At 50.4% G+C, this 14,474-nt stretch carries 17 protein-coding genes; 9 read left to right on the forward strand and 8 right to left on the reverse strand.

Translation table 11 applies throughout. The features are described from left to right. Positions 1 to 72 precede the first annotated feature (72 nt). Both ACLJRS_RS07635 and dgcN read left to right on the forward strand, forming a co-directional pair. Positions 73 to 591 carry a YfiR family protein gene (locus ACLJRS_RS07635; protein WP_001212379.1) on the forward strand — a complete coding sequence of 173 codons (519 nt, stop codon included), beginning with the start codon at positions 73 to 75 and terminating at the stop codon, positions 589 to 591. Beyond that, positions 584 to 1,804 carry a diguanylate cyclase DgcN gene (gene dgcN, locus ACLJRS_RS07640; RefSeq protein ID WP_410957772.1) on the forward strand — a complete coding sequence of 407 codons (1,221 nt, stop codon included), beginning with the start codon at positions 584 to 586 and terminating at the stop codon, positions 1,802 to 1,804. The genes ACLJRS_RS07635 and dgcN overlap by 8 nt, the downstream gene beginning before the upstream one ends. Positions 1,805 to 1,960: 156 nt before the next feature. On the opposite strand, the gene rplS is transcribed toward dgcN, so the two are convergent. From rplS to ffh, 5 genes are all read right to left on the reverse strand, one after another. Continuing rightward, a complete protein-coding gene (gene rplS / locus ACLJRS_RS07645; protein ID WP_000065257.1) occupies positions 1,961 to 2,308 on the reverse strand; it encodes a 50S ribosomal protein L19 in 348 nt (115 codons plus the stop codon). 40 nt (positions 2,309 to 2,348) lie between these two features. Further along, entirely contained in the window at positions 2,349 to 3,116 is a 768-nt protein-coding gene (trmD, locus tag ACLJRS_RS07650; RefSeq protein ID WP_000469807.1) for a tRNA (guanosine(37)-N1)-methyltransferase TrmD, read from the reverse strand. Between the two features lie 44 nt (positions 3,117 to 3,160). Continuing rightward, complete coding sequence (gene rimM, locus ACLJRS_RS07655) at positions 3,161 to 3,709, reverse strand: ribosome maturation factor RimM (RefSeq protein WP_000043266.1); 549 nt, start codon at positions 3,707 to 3,709, stop codon at positions 3,161 to 3,163. 18 nt (positions 3,710 to 3,727) lie between these two features. Continuing rightward, a complete protein-coding gene (gene rpsP, locus ACLJRS_RS07660; protein WP_000256453.1) occupies positions 3,728 to 3,976 on the reverse strand; it encodes a 30S ribosomal protein S16 in 249 nt (82 codons plus the stop codon). 313 nt (positions 3,977 to 4,289) lie between these two features. Beyond that, complete coding sequence (ffh, locus tag ACLJRS_RS07665) at positions 4,290 to 5,651, reverse strand: signal recognition particle protein (RefSeq protein WP_000460052.1); 1,362 nt, start codon at positions 5,649 to 5,651, stop codon at positions 4,290 to 4,292. Positions 5,652 to 5,816: 165 nt separating this feature from the next. Between ffh and ACLJRS_RS07670 the strand changes: the two genes are divergently transcribed. The 3 genes from ACLJRS_RS07670 (at position 5,817) to ACLJRS_RS07680 (ending at position 8,640) form a co-directional block, all read left to right on the forward strand. Beyond that, complete coding sequence (locus ACLJRS_RS07670) at positions 5,817 to 6,608, forward strand: inner membrane protein YpjD (RefSeq protein WP_001537507.1); 792 nt, start codon at positions 5,817 to 5,819, stop codon at positions 6,606 to 6,608. Between the two features lie 19 nt (positions 6,609 to 6,627). Further along, a complete protein-coding gene (locus ACLJRS_RS07675) occupies positions 6,628 to 7,914 on the forward strand; it encodes an HlyC/CorC family transporter (protein WP_127172650.1) in 1,287 nt (428 codons plus the stop codon). 120 nt (positions 7,915 to 8,034) lie between these two features. Continuing rightward, positions 8,035 to 8,640, forward strand: coding sequence for a hypothetical protein (locus ACLJRS_RS07680; protein ID WP_001287923.1), 606 nt, complete (start codon positions 8,035 to 8,037; stop codon positions 8,638 to 8,640). A 34-nt stretch (positions 8,641 to 8,674) separates the two neighbouring features. On the opposite strand, the gene grpE is transcribed toward ACLJRS_RS07680, so the two are convergent. Beyond that, positions 8,675 to 9,265, reverse strand: coding sequence for a nucleotide exchange factor GrpE (gene grpE / locus ACLJRS_RS07685; RefSeq protein ID WP_001518875.1), 591 nt, complete (start codon positions 9,263 to 9,265; stop codon positions 8,675 to 8,677). A 122-nt stretch (positions 9,266 to 9,387) separates the two neighbouring features. On the opposite strand from grpE, the gene nadK reads away from it, so the two are divergent. The 3 genes from nadK to bamE all read left to right on the forward strand — a co-directional run bounded on the left by nadK (position 9,388) and on the right by bamE (position 12,500). Further along, positions 9,388 to 10,266, forward strand: coding sequence for an NAD(+) kinase (gene nadK / locus ACLJRS_RS07690; protein ID WP_001059155.1), 879 nt, complete (start codon positions 9,388 to 9,390; stop codon positions 10,264 to 10,266). A gap of 85 nt (positions 10,267 to 10,351) precedes the next feature. Beyond that, on the forward strand, positions 10,352 to 12,013 hold the full coding sequence (recN, locus tag ACLJRS_RS07695) for a DNA repair protein RecN (protein WP_000880965.1): 1,662 nt from the start codon (positions 10,352 to 10,354) through the stop codon (positions 12,011 to 12,013). A gap of 148 nt (positions 12,014 to 12,161) precedes the next feature. After that, positions 12,162 to 12,500 (forward strand): outer membrane protein assembly factor BamE, encoded by a 339-nt coding sequence (gene bamE / locus ACLJRS_RS07700; RefSeq protein WP_001203445.1) that lies wholly within the window; start codon positions 12,162 to 12,164, stop codon positions 12,498 to 12,500. A gap of 165 nt (positions 12,501 to 12,665) precedes the next feature. Here bamE and ACLJRS_RS07705 read toward each other — a convergent pair whose 3' ends face one another. After that, on the reverse strand, positions 12,666 to 12,956 hold the full coding sequence (locus tag ACLJRS_RS07705) for an RnfH family protein (protein ID WP_001112990.1): 291 nt from the start codon (positions 12,954 to 12,956) through the stop codon (positions 12,666 to 12,668). Further along, a complete protein-coding gene (locus ACLJRS_RS07710) occupies positions 12,946 to 13,383 on the reverse strand; it encodes a type II toxin-antitoxin system RatA family toxin (RefSeq protein ID WP_001543334.1) in 438 nt (145 codons plus the stop codon). Before ACLJRS_RS07710 ends, ACLJRS_RS07705 begins: the two co-directional genes overlap by 11 nt. Before the next feature lie 188 nt (positions 13,384 to 13,571). Between ACLJRS_RS07710 and smpB the strand changes: the two genes are divergently transcribed. Further along, on the forward strand, positions 13,572 to 14,054 hold the full coding sequence (smpB, locus tag ACLJRS_RS07715) for an SsrA-binding protein SmpB (protein ID WP_001518569.1): 483 nt from the start codon (positions 13,572 to 13,574) through the stop codon (positions 14,052 to 14,054). Positions 14,055 to 14,474 lie beyond the last annotated feature (420 nt).

The following is a 14,474-nucleotide window of genomic DNA, read 5'->3' on the forward strand; positions in this document are numbered from 1 at the left end:
AATGTTATTTTGCTACAAACAATCACGGATGTATTTTAATGCTTTACGACTGAAGATGGTGGGGACTTGTTAATGCGTTTTTCTCACCGATTTATCCTTCTGTTATCGCTATTATTAGCAAGCTTGCCTCTGTATGCTCAACGCGTCACGGAAGAAGAGAAATCCGTACGCGCCATCGTCTCCGGTATCGTCAGTTATACACACTGGCCGGCGTTATCCGGGCCGCCAAGGCTATGCATATTTTCATCTGCGCGTTTTGTCAGGGTACTTAGCGAAGAGGCTGACTGGGCTTTCCCTTATCAACCGCTTGTCATCCGTACCACACAGGAAGCCCTGAGCGCCCGCTGTGATGGTTTTTACTTTGGCAATGAATCGCCAGCTTATCAGGTGGAGTTAACGCGTCATTATCCAGTTAATGCCTTGTTATTAATTGCCGAGCAAAATACCGAATGTATTATTGGCAGCGCATTTTGTCTGATCATTAACAATGATGAAGTCAAATTTTCCGTCAACCTGGACTCCCTCTCGCATAGCGGCGTGAGAGTGAATCCAGAAGTATTAATGCTTGCACGGAATCAAAAGCATGAATAAGGAATTTTCTCTGTCCAGACCAACATTTAAACGCACACTACGGCGGATTAGTATAATCAGCGTGCTGCTTACAATGACATTGATCTGGCTATTAATTTGCGTTGCGTCTGTCCTTACGCTCAAACAGTATGCGCAAAAAAATCTCGATTTGACCGCCGCCACAATGGCCCATAGCCTTGAAGCGGCACTGGTATTTTCCGATAACGCGGCCGCAGCGGAAACGCTCGCCACACTGGGACGCCAGGGACAATTTTCAGCGGCGGAGGTCCGCGATAAAAATGGCCATACTATCGCCTCATGGCGCTATGATGCGCGAGCCGCAGACGATAAGCTCATCGGCTTAATTAGCCACTGGCTTTTTCCATTGCCGGTATCACAACCCGTCTGGCACAACGGCAGGGCCATCGGCGAAGTACGGCTTGTCGCCCGCGACAGCCTTATTGGTCATTTTATCTGGCTATCGCTGGCAGTGCTGACAGGATGTATTCTGCTGGCATCCGGCATTGCCCTGCTGCTCACGCGTTATTTGCACAATGGCGTTGTGGATGCGCTGCAAAATATTACTGAAGTTGTACACGACGTTCGCACTAACCGAAATTTTTCACGCCGGGTACCTGATGAGCGTATTGCGGAATTTCACCTGTTTGCGCAGGATTTCAATAGCCTTCTGGATGAGATGGAAGAATGGCAGCTACGGCTTCAGGCTAAAAATGCCCAGTTACTACGTACCGCGCTGCACGATCCGCTGACGGGGCTTGCCAATCGCGCGGCATTTCGCAGCTGTATTAACGCGCTGATGAAGGACAATTCCGCTCGTAGCAGTTCGGCATTGTTATTTCTGGATGGCGATAACTTTAAATATATTAATGATACCTGGGGACATGCGGCAGGCGACCGCGTACTTATAGAGGTTGCCAAAAGATTAGCGGAATTCGGTGGTAGCCGTTATCAAACTTACCGACTCGGCGGCGATGAATTTGCGATGGTGCTTTACGATGTACATTCGGAGTATGAAGTACAACGTATTTGCGCAGCGCTATCCCAGGCGTTTAATCGACCTTTTGAACTGCATAACGGCCAGCGGATAACGATGACCCTGAGTATTGGCTTTGCGCTGACATGGGAACATGCCACTGCCGAAAAACTACAAGAACTGGCCGATCGAAATATGTATCAGGCTAAACACCGGCGTGCGGAACGCTCGCTAAATTAAGGAACGGGCCTGGCCGTTTCTGACTCAGCGTTGAGACCACAGACCCGGCCTAATCATGCAACCGTCCATGGCGTGGAGCAACCCCATAAAAAAGGGGCCAGCGTAATGCCAGCCCCTTCTTTTCTACAAGCTTTCGGATGTTGCGAAAGCGCGTTCTTAGTTAAGACGCTCTTTGATACGAGCCGCTTTACCAGTACGCTCACGCAGGTAGTACAGTTTAGCTTTACGAACAGCACCACGACGTTTAACAGCAATGCTGTCAACTACCGGAGAGTGAGTCTGGAAGACACGCTCAACGCCTTCGCCGTTGGAAATTTTACGAACAGTGAATGCAGAGTGCAGACCGCGGTTACGAATAGCGATAACCACGCCCTCGAATGCCTGCAGACGTTTCTTGGTACCTTCAACAACCCATACTTTCACTTCCACGGTATCGCCCGGACGGAAGGAAGGTACGTTCTGCTTCATCTGCTCTTGTTCAAGTTGCTTAATAATGTTGCTCATAATTTAATCTCTTATCCTGGGTAAACTGATATTCGGGGGCCTATGCCATCCCATCATGTTTATGCTGCTGTTGTGCGTGTTCTGTTTTGAACTCCGCCAGCAACCTTGCTTGCTCTTCAGTCAGAGCCAGGTTTTCCAGAAGTTCAGGTCTTCTAAGCCAGGTTCGGCCCAGCGACTGTTTCAAACGCCAGCGACGTATCTCGGCATGGTTTCCCGACAGCAATACTGGCGGTACTTCCATCCCCTCTAACACTTCAGGGCGCGTATAGTGCGGACAATCCAGCAACCCATCAGCAAACGAATCTTCGATTGCTGATGCCTCATGCCCCAGAACCCCCGGTATAAACCGGGCGACGGAGTCAATCAGCGTCATTGCCGGTAGTTCGCCACCGCTGAGAACGTAATCGCCAATTGACCATTCTTCGTCAATTTCGGTCTGAATTACGCGCTCATCTACGCCTTCGTAGCGACCACACACCAGAATGAGTTTCTGATTCGTGGCCAGCTCGCTAACGCCCGCTTGATCAAGCTTGCGTCCCTGAGGCGACAGATAAATCACTTTAGCGCCTTCACCTGCCGCGGCTTTTGCTGCGTGAATGGCGTCCCGCAAGGGTTGCACCATCATTAACATCCCTGGTCCGCCGCCGTAAGGACGATCGTCCACGGTACGGTGCCGGTCATGCGTGAAGTCGCGAGGACTCCAGCTTTGGATGTTCAGCAGGCCTTTTTTTACTGCCCGGCCAGTTACCCCGTAATCGGTAATTGCGCGGAACATTTCAGGAAACAGGCTAACGATGCCAATAAACACAAGCCAATCCCCATAACGCCATTTATTACCGTTTATTCGGTGGTTTAAAAACCAGGATCCCAGTCTACTTCGATAGTACGAGTAGCGAGATCGACTTTCTTGATAACCTGCCCATCGAGGAACGGTACTAGTCGTTCCTTGATACCAAATGCATCTTTCAGGTTCGCCTTAATGACGAGAACGTCATTCGACCCGGTTTCCATCATGTCGATAACTTTACCGAGATCGTAGCCTTCAGCGGTGACTACCTGGCAGCCCATCAGGTCTTTCCAGTAGTAGTCTCCCTCCTCAAGCGCAGGAAGTTGCGAGGAATCCACGACAATTTCGCAATTTGTCAGAAGATTCGCGGCATCTCGATCGTCAACGCCTTTCAGCTTGATGATCAGATCCTGATTGTGGTGCTTCCAGCTTTCCAGCTGTACCTGCTGCCACTGACCCGCCTTCTGGATAAACCAGGGCTGATAGTCAAAAATGCTTTCGGCGTCTTCAGTGGAGGAAAACACTCTGAGCCAACCACGGATACCGTATGAAGAACCCATTTTCCCCAGTACAACCGGTTCAGCGGGTACTTGTGCGGCGAGTTGCTTGCTCATCATGACCACCGTGACAGATTAAGCTGCTTTTTTTACTTCTTTGATCAGCGCCGCAACGCGATCGGAAATGGTTGCGCCCTGGCCAACCCAGTGAGCGATGCGATCCAGATCCAGGCGGGTGCCTTCTTCTTTTTCGCTAGCGATTGGGTTGAAGAAACCAACGCGCTCAATGAAGCGACCGTTGCGTGCATTACGGCTGTCGGTGACAACAACCTGGTAGAACGGACGCTTTTTAGCGCCGTGACGAGCTAAACGAATAGTTACCATAACATCCTCTTGTGTGAATAAAACAACCGGGCCCCATCGAGGAACGGAGCCCGGCGTCATATTAAAAGCCCGAAAATTTTACTGATTTCTGGGAAAAAAGCAATCAACATGTGATGAAGCTTGATTCCAGGGCGTGACCGTTGCAGCCAGTTTGGCGTCGGCGTGCGCGCAGAAAGCGGAGCGTACACGCAGTACGTGAGCATTTACTCGCTCCGCTCGCCCTTCGGGCCGCCCTAAAGGGCGTTCAAAACACTATCGTGTTTTGTCGAGCACACTCCGGCGTCAAAATGGCAAATAAGGTAGCCCGATATATTTATCTACCCGGGAAGCCTGGCGGCATCATCCCCTTCATACTCCGCATCATCTTCGCCATCCCGCCCTTCTTCATCTTCTTCATCATGCGCTGCATGTCGTCGAACTGTTTCAGAAGGCGGTTAACGTCCTGCACCTGCATCCCACAGCCCTGCGCGATACGACGCTTGCGGGAACCTTTGATGATTTCCGGCTTCGCGCGCTCTTTCAGCGTCATCGAATTGATGATCGCTTCCATACGCACCAGCACCTTGTCATCCATCTGCGATTTAACGTTGTCCGGAATCTGCCCCATGCCCGGTAATTTGCCCATCAGACTGGCCATACCGCCCATGTTTTTCATCTGTTTGAGCTGTTCCAGGAAGTCGTTCAGGTCGAAACCGTCGCCTTTCTTCAGTTTGGTCGCCAGCTTCTCAGCCTGTGCGCGGTCAACTTTGCTTTCGATATCTTCGATAAGAGACAGCACGTCGCCCATGCCGAGAATACGCGAGGCGATACGATCCGGATGGAACGGCTCCAGCGCGTCGGTTTTCTCGCCGACACCGAGGAATTTAATCGGCTTGCCGGTGATATGACGAATAGAGAGCGCCGCACCGCCGCGAGCATCACCATCAACTTTGGTCAGCACCACGCCGGTTAACGGCAGCGCTTCGTTAAAGGCTTTTGCGGTATTCGCCGCATCCTGACCGGTCATCGCATCGACGACAAACAGCGTTTCTACTGGCTTGATAGAAGCGTGGACCTGTTTGATTTCGTCCATCATCGCTTCGTCAACGTGCAGACGACCGGCGGTATCCACCAGCAGCACGTCGTAGAATTTGAGCTTCGCTTCTTTCAGCGCGGCGTTGACGATATCAACCGGTTTCTGGCCGACATCAGACGGGAAGAAATCCACGCCAACCTGCTCAGCCAGCGTTTCGAGCTGTTTGATCGCCGCCGGGCGATAGACGTCGGCAGAGACGACCAGCACTTTCTTCTTGTGCTTCTCGCGCAAGAATTTACCCAACTTACCGACGCTGGTGGTTTTACCCGCCCCCTGCAGACCCGCCATCAATACTACGGCTGGCGGCTGCGCAGCTAAATTCAGCGTCTGGTTCTCTTCGCCCATCGCCGCAACCAGTTCGCTACGGACAATCTTGACGAACTCCTGCCCTGGGGTCAGGCTCTTGTTAACTTCATGACCAACCGCTTTCTCTTTTACGCGATTGATGAACTCACGCACTACCGGCAGCGCAACGTCAGCCTCCAGCAGCGCCATGCGCACTTCGCGCAGCGTCTCTTTAACGTTGTCTTCAGTAAGGCGCCCACGGCCACTGATATTGCGCAGCGTGCGCGACAAACGATCGGTTAAATTATCAAACATTGTCTCTCGCCTGGGGTGGAAACGGTTGGTCGCCGCAGCGACACAGTTACAGAATTTCGCCACAGTATACCATGAAGCCGTCTTTGTTGTTATGCAACGGTTGGAGCTGCGGTCACGTAACGCTATACTGCTTCTCTTTCTCACTGGTCAACTGTCGACACAACTATGCCCGTTTTTGCTTTACTTGCCCTTGTCGCCTACTCCTTCAGCCTCGCGCTGATCGTTCCCGGACTGTTGCAAAAAAACAGCGGCTGGCGGCGTATGGCTATTCTTTCTGCGGTCATCGCGCTGGTGTGCCATGCTGTCGCGCTGGAATCGCGTATTCTGCCCGGCGGCGACAGTGGACAAAACCTGAGCCTGCTGAATGTCGGTTCGCTGGTCAGTCTGATGATCTGCACGGTGATGACCATTGTCGCGTCGCGTAATCGCGGCTGGCTACTTCTGCCCATTGTCTATGCTTTTGCGCTGATTAACCTGGCCTTCGCCACGTTCATGCCTAATGAATATATTACGCATCTGGAAGCGACCCCAGGCATGATGGTGCACATCGGTCTGTCGCTTTTCTCTTACGCGACGCTGATAATCGCCGCGCTGTATGCGCTACAACTGGCGTGGATCGACTATCAGTTGAAGAACAAAAAGCTGGCGTTTAGTAATGAAATGCCGCCATTGATGAGCATTGAGCGCAAAATGTTTCATATCACGCAGATTGGCGTCGTACTGCTGACCCTTACTCTGTGTACCGGCCTGTTTTACATGCATAACCTGTTCAGTACTGAAAATATTGATAAAGCCGTGCTCTCTATTGTGGCATGGTTTGTCTATATCGTTCTGCTGTGGGGGCATTACCATGAGGGCTGGCGGGGTCGGCGGGTCGTGTGGTTTAACGTCGCAGGCGCGGGTATTCTGACGCTGGCCTATTTTGGTAGCCGCATATTACAGCAATTTGTAAGCTAAGCTTTTAAAGGAGTTTCCCCTGGAACACATCTCCACCACCACGCTGATTATCATATTAATCATCATGGTGGTCATCTCGGCCTATTTTTCCGGTTCCGAAACTGGAATGATGACGCTAAACCGTTACCGTTTACGCCATATGGCGAAGCAAGGTAATCGCTCGGCAAAACGGGTAGAAAAATTACTGCGTAAACCCGACCGACTGATAAGCCTGGTGCTGATCGGCAATAACCTGGTCAACATTCTTGCCTCGGCGCTCGGCACGATTGTGGGTATGCGGCTTTACGGCGACGCTGGCGTGGCTATCGCCACCGGGGTACTGACGTTTGTCGTGTTAGTTTTTGCCGAAGTCCTGCCCAAAACTATCGCCGCGCTCTATCCGGAAAAAGTGGCCTATCCCAGCAGCTTCCTGCTGGCGCCGTTACAGATACTGATGATGCCGCTGGTGTGGTTACTTAACACCATCACCCGCCTGCTGATGCGTCTGATGGGAATTAAAACGGACATCGTGGTTAGCGGGTCGTTAAGCAAAGAGGAATTACGCACTATCGTGCATGAATCCCGTTCGCAAATCTCTCGCCGCAATCAGGATATGCTGCTGTCGGTTCTCGACCTGGAAAAGGTCAGCGTGGATGACATCATGGTGCCGCGTAATGAAATTATCGGGATCGATATCAATGACGACTGGAAGTCTATCGAGCGGCAGCTCACCCACTCGCCGCACGGACGCATTGTGCTCTATCGCGATTCGCTGGATGACGCCATCAGTATGCTGCGCGTGCGTGAAGCCTGGCGGTTAATGGCCGAGAAAAAAGAGTTCACCAAAGAGATGATGCTGCGCGCCGCCGATGAAATCTATTACGTCCCGGAAGGTACGCCGCTCAGTACGCAACTGATTAAATTTCAGCGCAATAAAAAGAAAGTCGGACTGGTCGTCAACGAATATGGCGATATCCAGGGTCTGGTCACCGTGGAAGATATTCTCGAAGAGATCGTCGGCGACTTCACCACATCGATGTCGCCGACACTGGCGGAAGAGGTCACGCCGCAAAACGACGGTTCGGTCATTATTGACGGTACCGCCAACGTCCGGGAAATCAATAAAGCGTTTAACTGGCACCTGCCGGAAGATGACGCGCGCACCGTCAACGGGGTGATTCTGGAGGCGCTGGAGGAAATTCCGGTTGCTGGCACGCGCGTACGCATTGAGCAGTACGATATCGATATTCTCGATGTACAGGAAAATATGATTAAGCAGGTAAAGGTTGTACCGGTAAAGCCGCTGCGCGAGAGTGTGGCGGAGTAACACAATGGCGAACTCCGGTTCGCCTTTTTTATCGCCGTCTTTTAAGATTCCATCAATTCCTGCCATTTACTTAACAATGCAATAATGTCTTTTCAGGCATTCAGAAAGGATATTGATGTTATGTCAGAAGATTATGTAATTGAATGGGATAAGAATTTTGCAGACGACCTCAACGTCGTCGCCAACGTTTTTTTATCACACAACCCAACCTTATGGCCCACTATTTTCTCTCAACTTTCGACGCAACCTGAAATCTTTGAAGACGAAGATGAAGACGAATATGGGTTGCAGGACGTCCTGGATTGTAGCGGTGGCGATCTCGGAAATAACGAGCTGGCACAGGCATTTTTACAAGTTCTACGCGGCGAAGGATTTATTCACCTCGTTGACTGGAAAGGTGAAGATGAAGAAGGCGAACTGGCTAATTTTGCCGCAGATCGCTTTTATGAACTCACAAAAAACCTGACGGATTCTGAGGAATTAAGAAATCTTCTTGTCGAAATAACCCAAGAGGATGAAATCTCCGATGTCTGTGAAGCCGGGGACCGTTACCTTGACGAGATCTTTGAACGCATCCAGACCGAACTCAATAAGAGGGGCTTCCAGATTTTTGATCTGAATGAAGGATCTGACACCTATAATGTGGTCGTTCTGCCAATGAGCGAATATAAAAAAATAGAGGACTTCAACACGCCGTGGCTGGAAGTGCAGGATTTTTTAAGCTAAAAAAATGGCCGACTTTACATCGGCCATCAAACTTTTACTTCGCCTTCGCTACCGTCACCATCGCCGCGCGAATGGTACGACCGTTCAGCGTATAGCCTTTCTGCATAATACCCAGCACATTGCCTGCCGGAACCTCTTCCGACTCCACCATCGCAATCGCCTGATGCACGTTCGGGTCCAGCGGCACGTTGGTCTCAGCAATCACTTCCACGCCGAATTTACGCACCACATCCAGCATAGACTTCAGCGTCAGCTCAATCCCTTCGACCATTGCCGCCATATCCGGATTGGCTTTGTCTGCGACTTCCAGCGCGCGATCCAGGCTATCGATGACCGGCAGCAATTCGTTGACGAACTTCTCGAGAGCGAATTTATGCGCTTTTTCGATATCCTGTTCAGTACGACGGCGCAGGTTTTCCATTTCCGCTTTGATGCGCAACACGGTGTCGCGTTCGCGAGTCTGGGCTTCTGCAAGCTGAACTTCCAGATTCGCAATTTTTTCATCGCGCGGATCCACCTGCTCAGCAGAATCGTTTGGTTCAACTGCCTCAACCTCTTCGTGCTGATCCATGATAATTTCTTCCGGGGCTTGCCCCTCAGGCGTTTTCTGTTCTTTACTACTCATGAATTTCTCCGCGTTTTTTTCGCATTCATCTCGCTAACTTCGCTTATTATGGGGATCAGATTCAGGGTTTCAAGGGAAGTACTCACATTGTCATCAATCTTCGCTACAAGGACCTCAGAAAAATGAATAATCATTTCAAGTGTATCGGCATTGTGGGGCATCCGCGTCATCCCACCGCACTCACGACACATGAAATGCTCTACCGTTGGCTATGCGATCAGGGTTATGAGGTCATTGTGGAGCAACAAATCGCCCACGAATTACAGCTAAAAAATGTGCCAACCGGCACGCTGGCGGAAATTGGTCAACAGGCGGATCTGGCGGTAGTTGTGGGCGGCGACGGCAATATGCTTGGCGCAGCGCGTACGCTGGCGCGTTATGACATCAATGTGATTGGCATTAACCGCGGTAATCTTGGCTTCCTGACCGATCTCGATCCGGACAACGCCCTGCAACAATTATCTGATGTGCTGGAAGGGCGCTATATCTCCGAAAAACGTTTTCTGCTGGAAGCGCAGGTCTGCCAACAGGACCGCCAGAAGCGTATCAGCACAGCCATTAATGAAGTGGTGCTGCATCCGGGAAAAGTGGCGCATATGATCGAATTCGAGGTTTATATTGATGAAACCTTCGCTTTTTCACAGCGATCTGATGGTCTGATCATTTCTACGCCGACCGGCTCCACCGCCTATTCGCTCTCCGCAGGCGGCCCTATTCTGACCCCTTCACTGGATGCCATCACCCTGGTGCCGATGTTCCCGCATACCTTGTCGGCACGCCCGTTAGTCATTAACAGCAGTAGCACGATTCGTCTGCGTTTTTCGCATCGCCGTAGCGATCTGGAAATTAGCTGCGACAGTCAGATAGCGCTGCCTATTCAGGAAGGAGAAGATGTGCTGATTCGCCGCTGCGACTACCATCTCAACCTGATACATCCCAAAGACTATAGCTATTTCAATACATTAAGCACAAAACTCGGCTGGTCAAAAAAATTATTCTAATTTTACGTTAGCCTCTTTACTGTATAAAAAACCAGTTTATACTGTATTTAATTACAGTCATGGTTTTTCATACAGGAAAACAGCTATGTTGGCGCAACTGACCATCAGCAATTTTGCTATCGTTCGTGAGCTTGAGATCGATTTTCAGAGCGGAATGACCGTCATTACTGGTGAAACCGGCGCGGGTAAATCTATTGCGATTGATGCCCTGGGTCTGTGTCTGGGCGGTCGCGCTGAGGCCGATATGGTCCGTACCGGAGCGACCCGCGCCGATTTGTGTGCCCGCTTTGCGCTGAAAGACACGCCTGCGGCATTGCGCTGGCTGGAAGAAAACCAGCTTGAAGAAGGTCGCGAATGCTTACTTCGCCGCGTTATCAGCAGCGATGGCCGCTCACGGGGCTTTATTAACGGCACCGCTGTGCCCCTGTCTCAATTGCGCGAGCTCGGTCAGTTGCTGATTCAAATTCACGGCCAACATGCGCACCAGCAGCTTACCAAACCCGAACAGCAAAAATCGCTGCTGGATAGCTATGCCAACGAAGCCGCTTTAGCGCAGCAGATGGCTGCTCGCTACCAATTATGGCATCAAAGCTGCCGCGATCTCGCCCATCACCAGCAACAAAGCCAGGAACGCGCCGCGCGCGCGGAACTGCTGCAATATCAGTTAAAAGAGTTGAACGACTTTAATCCGCAGGCCGGCGAATTCGAGCAAATTGACGAAGAGTACAAACGGCTGGCCAACAGCGGGCAGTTGCTTACGACCAGCCAGAACGCTCTGGCGCTACTCGCGGACGGCGAAGACGTTAACCTGCAAAGCCAGTTATATAGCGCAAAACAACTGGTTAGCGAGCTGGTAGGTATGGACAGCAAGCTTTCCGGCATCCTGGATATGCTGGAAGAAGCCACTATCCAACTCACCGAAGCCAGCGATGAATTACGCCACTATTGCGAGCGTCTGGATTTAGACCCCAATCGCCTGTTTGAGCTTGAACAGCGCATCGCTAAACAAATTTCGCTGGCGCGAAAACATCACGTCAGCCCGGAAGCGCTGCCGCAGCTTTATCAGTCACTGCTCGAAGAACAGCAGCAGCTCGACGATCAGGCCGATTCGCTGGAAACGCTAACGCTGGCGGTTAATAAGCATCACCAACAAGCGCTGGAAACGGCGCAAGCGCTGCATCAACAGCGTCAGTTTTACGCCCAGGAGCTGGGGCAGTTGATCACTGAAAGTATGCATTTACTTTCGATGCCGCACGGTCTGTTTACTATCGACGTGAAATTTGATGAGCATCATCTGAGCAACGACGGCGCCGATCGCGTGGAGTTTAAAGTGACGACAAACCCAGGTCAGCCGCTGCAGCCTATCGCTAAAGTCGCGTCTGGCGGTGAACTGTCGCGCATTGCGCTGGCTATTCAGGTGATTACCGCGCGCAAAATGGAAACGCCAGCGCTGATTTTTGACGAGGTCGATGTTGGCATCAGCGGCCCAACCGCCGCCGTGGTCGGTAAACTCCTGCGTCAGCTTGGCGAATCCACTCAGGTGATGTGCGTCACTCACCTGCCACAGGTAGCCGGGTGCGGTCACCAGCACTTCTTTGTCAGTAAAGAAACAGACGGGGCAATGACCGAAACCCATATGCAACCTTTGGATAAACGTGCGCGTTTACAGGAACTGGCCCGCCTGTTGGGAGGAAGTGAAGTTACGCGTAATACGCTGGCAAACGCAAAAGAACTGCTGGCGGCGTAAACTTTTTTATCTCCCGAAGGTCTGAGTTCACAACAAAAACGCCGTAAGACCCGACAGCAAAAGGTTTTAAAGTGATGAAAGGTCTATTATCATCGGCATATTAATATGAGCCACGTACTGCTCAGGCCCGAAAAGGAACCCAATCACTATGCGCTGTAAAACGCTGACTGCTGCCGCAGCAGTACTCCTGATGTTGACCGCAGGCTGTTCCACTCTGGAGCGAGTGGTTTACCGACCTGACATCAATCAGGGGAACTATCTTACACCTACGGATGTCGCCAAAGTGCGTGTTGGTATGACGCAACAACAGGTTGCGTATGCTTTAGGCACGCCGATGATGACCGATCCTTTTGGTACGAACACCTGGTTTTATGTCTTCCGCCAGCAGCCAGGACATGAGAACGTGACGCAGCAGACTCTGACGCTCACCTTTAACAGCAGCGGCGTGTTAACCAATATTGATAACAAACCGGCGTTGACGAAGTAATTTTGTGATACCGCCTGATGAGGTTACGTTCATCAGGCCTGCAAACCTCTCCCCCGCCATTTGGTACGAATTTGCCTGATGGCGCTACGTTTATCTGGCTTACAGGCACGCCTGTGCTTCAGGTGTGGTACGGCTTTCACACCGTTATCCGGCAAAAGAGGCTAATTATCTGCCAGCCGATTTTTCGGCACGCTGGCGGCGTAATGCTTTTGGATCGGCGATTAAGGGACGGTAAATTTCAACCCGATCGCCATCCTGCACCGTATCGGTGAGTTTTACCGGACGACTGTAGATACCTACTTTATTTTTCGCCAGATCGATATCCGTGCGCAATTCCAGCAAGCCGGAAGCGCGAATCGCCTCTTCGACCGTCGCGCCCTCCTCCAGCGTTACGCGCTGCAAATACTGCTTTTCCGGCAGCGCATAAGCCACTTCAACCACAAGTTTATCCGGCACGGTAAACCTCTTTGGCGCGTACCGTAAACGCCTGCACCATGTTGGACGCTAACTCTTTGAATACACGACCGAACGCCAGCTCAATGAGTTTATTGGTAAACTCAAAATCAAGCTGAAACTCAATACGGCACGCCTCGGGGCTGAGCGGGGTAAATTTCCAGCCGCCGATCAGCTTTTTAAAGGGGCCATCCACCAGATGCATCAGAATGCTCTGGTTACGCGTTAGCTGATTACGCGTCGTAAACGTCTTGCTGATACCCGCCTTCGACACGTCAACAGCCGCCGTCATCTGTGCTGGCGATGACTCCAGGACGCGACTGCCAACACACCCAGGCAAAAACTGGGGATACGATTGCACGTCATTCACTAACTGATACATCTGTTCCGCACTGTAGGGGACTAAAGCAGTCCGACTAATCTGAGGCATAGCAATTCCCATCAACATAAATCGTGTAAATAATACCACTTATCAGCGAGTAAAAAAAATGCTGTCCCCAACCGTCATGCCTTAATTGTGCGTGCATAGCCCAACTCATGCTAAGATAGATTTTTGCACCTCATCAGGACGTAATGGGGTGTTTTCGATATCAGATTACCTATGAATTCACGACACTTATGACGAAGAAAAAAGCACATAAACCGGGCTCAGCCACCATCGCGCTGAATAAGCGCGCCCGGCACGAATACTTTATCGAAGAAGAGTTCGAGGCTGGTCTCGCCCTGCAAGGCTGGGAAGTAAAATCTCTGCGCGCAGGAAAAGCCAATATCGGCGACAGTTACGTTATCCTCAAAGATGGCGAGGCCTGGCTGTTTGGCGCAAACTTTACGCCGATGGCGGTCGCCTCGACACATGTCGTATGCGACCCAACCCGAACCCGCAAACTGTTGTTAAATCAGCGTGAGCTTGATTCGCTGTATGGCCGTATTAATCGTGAAGGTTATACTGTCGTCGCGCTTTCTCTGTACTGGAAAAATGCCTGGTGCAAAGTGAAGATCGGCGTGGCGAAAGGTAAAAAACAACATGATAAACGTTCCGATCTTAAAGAACGTGAGTGGCAACTGGATAAAGCACGCATTATGAAAAATGCAGGCCGATAATAGACATTTTTTGTGACCAGCTTCTCAGTATGAAGCTGGTCAATATTCATATCTCATTCATGCCTCGAAAATATATTCTCTGTGTCTGACGCTTATCAATAGCAATAAATATCACAACAAGAATATATTCTTTGTTTAAAAAATTTTTATAGCCTAATAACACAATACTTCAAATGATTTTTATAAAATTTAATATTGTTGAATACCTTCACAAAAGGTATTGTTTTTATGTTAAAAAAGAAAAAGAAAAAGAAATTAAAATTCATTACAAAACATAAAGATAAATAAAAAATCATCATACGTTGTTAGCCCACCCCACCTCTCCTTAACACAAACTCCGTTATATTTCAGACGCACTAACATCTTTATCAATAGATCTTAATTTGCAGAAAGATTTTTTTCTGACTATATCATCTAATA

This window comes from Salmonella sp. SAL00670 (assembly GCF_046552235.1).
Classification (GTDB): domain Bacteria; phylum Pseudomonadota; class Gammaproteobacteria; order Enterobacterales; family Enterobacteriaceae; genus Salmonella; species Salmonella enterica.